Raw genomic sequence first — 3,424 nt, forward strand, 5'->3', positions numbered from 1 at the left:
TATTATTGAGTTCCATTTATATTTCCTGTATAATAATAAAAAAGGTGAAAAAATGGTAAAAACAATTGAAGAAAAATGTCGGCTCTTGAATTATCAATTATATTTACTTCATACTATTTCAAAAACGATAAAAGAAACATTTAATGAAAACAGGATACTTAATGTAATTCTTACAGGACTTACAGCAAATGGAGCAATTGGTTTAAGTAGAGCAGCAGTTTTTTACTATGATAGAGATAAAAATATCATATATGGGAGAAAAGGAATAGGCCCTTTTGATAATGAGGAAGCATATAAAATATGGAGTGAATTAAGTAAAAAAAATATCTCCCTTGAAGAATATCTTTCATATAATCTTGAAAAAGAACTTGCAACACAAAAATTCCCACAAACAATTAGAAAAATAGTAATTAATTTAGATGAACTAAATGAAGAAAATTATTTTAAAAGAGTAATAAAAGAAAAACAAATTTTTCATATGTATATGGATAACAAGCAGGCAAGTATTTATTTACCAAAAGAAATAGAAACAATATTTATACCTTCTGAGATAGTATTACTACCTCTATATTCTTCAAAAGATATTATAGGTATCATTATGGCTGATAATGCTTTTCACTTTCACCCCATTGATGAATCCACATTATTACTTATTTCGTTAATCAGTATACAAACAGGAATTGCATTAGAAAATGCCAATAATTACAATATTGTTCAAAAACAACTTGAAGAATTAAAAGAACTTCATAGTGCAATGGAAAGTATGCAGGAAGAATTAGTTAAGAAAGAAAAACTATCAACCATAGGGAAAATGGCATCTTATTTTATTCATGAAATTAAAAACCCACTTGCTACTGCTGGTGGTTTTGTAAAAAGAATATTGGAATCAAATGATATTTCCTCTATTCATAGAGATGCGGATATTGTTTTGAAAGAAATAAAAAAACTTGAGCAAATTTTGAATAAATTTTCAAATTTTACTTTACTTACTCCAATGAAAATAGAAAAAATTTCTTTACTGGATATAGTTAAAGAAATTCTTGACACTTTTGAACTTGAATTATCTAAAAAATATATAGATGTGCAAATTGATATACAGCAAAATATTTCATTAAAAGCGGAAAAGGTACAATTATATGAGATATTATTTAATTTAATATCAAATGCTATTGAAAATATGGAAAGAGGAACAATAAAAATATCAGCAGAAGTTGAAAACTCACTTTTGAAAATATCTGTTGAAGATACTGGAAAAGGCATACCGAAAGAAAATATCCCTTATGTAATAGAGCCGTTTTTTTCTACAAAAAATGAAGGACTTGGACTTGGACTTTTTATTGTGTCAAATCTTGTTGAAAGTTATGGGGGGAAATTAGAAATAGAATCTGTTGAAAAAAAAGGAACAAAAGTAAAAATATATTTCCCTATAATAAATTAGGGAAAGGGGGGGAAATGATAAAGAAAAAAATACTTATTGTGGAAGATGTAATAAATGAGCAGATTCTTTATAAAGAAGAGCTTGAAAAAGAAGGATTTGAAGTATCCTGCGTATCAAATGGAATAGAAGCAATAGAGTTTGTAGAGAAAAATTTGTGCGACCTTGTTATACTTGACCTTCATATGCCAAAAATGGATGGTATAGAAACATTGGGAAAATTACTGACAAAAAAAAGAAATCTTCCTATAGTAATTTATACTGCCTATCCTCAATATAGAGAACAGTTTTTAACATGGGCAGCAGATGCATACTTAATTAAAAATTCAGATATTGACTTATTAAAAAATAAAGTGAAAGATATTCTAAGTGAAAAATGAATTTAAAAGATATTACAATATTTATTCTTGCTGGTGGAAAAGGAGAAAGGTTATATCCTCTCACAAGAGATAGAACAAAACCTGCAGTTCCTTTTGGTGGAATATATAGAATTATTGATTTTCCATTAAGTAATGCAATAAATTCTGGGCTAAGAAAAATTTATATTTTTACACAATACAAATCGCTTTCTTTACACAGACATATTAGAGAAGGATGGAATATATTTTCAAGGGAATTGGGAGAATTTATTGATTTTGTTCCTGCCCAACAAAGAATTGGTGACGAATGGTATCAAGGAACTGCTGATACTGTTTTTCAGAATATCAATATACTTGAATTAGAAAAACCAAAACTTATACTTATACTTTCAGGTGACCAGGTATATAAAATGGACTATATGAGAATGATAAATGAACATCTTAAAAAAAAAGCAGACATGACATTGGCTACATTTGAAGTTCCACTTAATGAAGCACATAGATTTGGAGTACTTAGCGTAGACAAAGATAATAGGATAATAGAATTTAAAGAAAAACCAAATAATCCCTTTCCTTCTCCTGAAAATCCCGAAGTTGCACTTATTTCAATGGGTATATATATATTTAATCTTGATGTTCTAATTAAAAAAATTATAGAAGATGCTAAAAAATCAGAAAGTTCTCATGATTTTGGAAAGGATATTATTCCTTCAATGGTTGGTAAAGATAATATTTATGCTTTCAGATTTATAGATGAAAATAAAAAAAATACAAAATACTGGAGGGATATAGGAACAATTGACTCATACTGGGAAGCAAATATGGATTTAGTAAATGTTGACCCTCTTTTAAATCTTTATGATAGGGACTGGCCTATTAGAACTTTTCAGGAACAATATCCGCCAGCGAAAACTGTCTTTTCAACTGGAGATAGAAAAGCATCTGTCACTGATACAATGCTTTCCAGTGGCTGTATTGTAAGCGGAAGTAAAGTAATTCATAGTGTACTTTCATCAAATGTTCGGGTTCATAGTTATGCTGAGGTAATTGATAGTATTTTATTTGAAAATGTAAATATTGGAAGACATTGTAAAATAAAAAGAACCATTATAGATAAAAATGTGGATATTCCTCCACATACTGAAATAGGTTATAATTTAGAAGATGCAAGGAAAAGATTTCATGTATCAGAAAACGGAATAGTAGTAATACCTAAAAACTACAAATGGTGAGGTGAATATGTCAGAATTAAGGAAAGACCCTGTAATAGGAAGATGGGTTGTTATAGCAACAGAAAGAAAATTCAGACCATCAGATTTTATAAGCAGTGAGGCAGAGACATCAAAAGAAACATTCTGTCCATTTTGTCCTGGTAATGAAGATAAAACACCCCCTGAGATATTTTCTATAAGGCATGGTAGTACACCTGCCAATACTACTGGCTGGGAAGTACGAGTTGTGCCAAATAAATTTCCTGCATTAAGGATAGAAGGAGAACTGAATAGAAGGGGGGTAGGGATGTATGACATAATGAATGGTATTGGTGCTCATGAGGTAATTATTGAGACACCCCAACACAAAAATGCAAATAAAGAAAATTAAACTTGTTGAGGCAATTATAAAGTCTGAT

General features: G+C 29.4%; 3 protein-coding genes and 1 pseudogene. All 4 read left to right on the forward strand.

The genetic code is table 11. From position 1 onward, the window contains the following. Positions 1 to 1,438, forward strand: a 1,438-nt coding sequence (locus PLW95_04215) for a HAMP domain-containing sensor histidine kinase (protein ID HOV21868.1), incomplete at its 5' end; no start/stop codon positions are given. A 14-nt stretch (positions 1,439 to 1,452) separates the two neighbouring features. After that, positions 1,453 to 1,815, forward strand: coding sequence for a response regulator (locus tag PLW95_04220; protein ID HOV21869.1), 363 nt, complete (start codon positions 1,453 to 1,455; stop codon positions 1,813 to 1,815). Continuing rightward, positions 1,812 to 3,026: a glucose-1-phosphate adenylyltransferase gene (gene glgC / locus PLW95_04225; GenBank protein HOV21870.1), complete on the forward strand. Its 1,215-nt coding sequence runs from the start codon at positions 1,812 to 1,814 to the stop codon at positions 3,024 to 3,026. The genes PLW95_04220 and glgC overlap by 4 nt, the downstream gene beginning before the upstream one ends. Before the next feature lie 7 nt (positions 3,027 to 3,033). Continuing rightward, positions 3,034 to 3,375, forward strand: a pseudogene (locus PLW95_04230) (galactose-1-phosphate uridylyltransferase). Positions 3,376 to 3,424 lie beyond the last annotated feature (49 nt).

The organism is bacterium (assembly GCA_035370465.1).
Classification (GTDB): Bacteria; Ratteibacteria; UBA8468; order B48-G9; family JAFGKM01; genus JAGGVW01.

Bases quoted from the DNA above. Each gene is read 5' to 3' on its own strand.
- PLW95_04220 (HOV21869.1), top strand. From the start codon at position 1,453: ATGATAAAGAAAAAAATACTTATTGTGGAAGATGTAATAAATGAGCAG.
- glgC (HOV21870.1), top strand. From the start codon at position 1,812: ATGAATTTAAAAGATATTACAATATTTATTCTTGCTGGTGGAAAAGGA.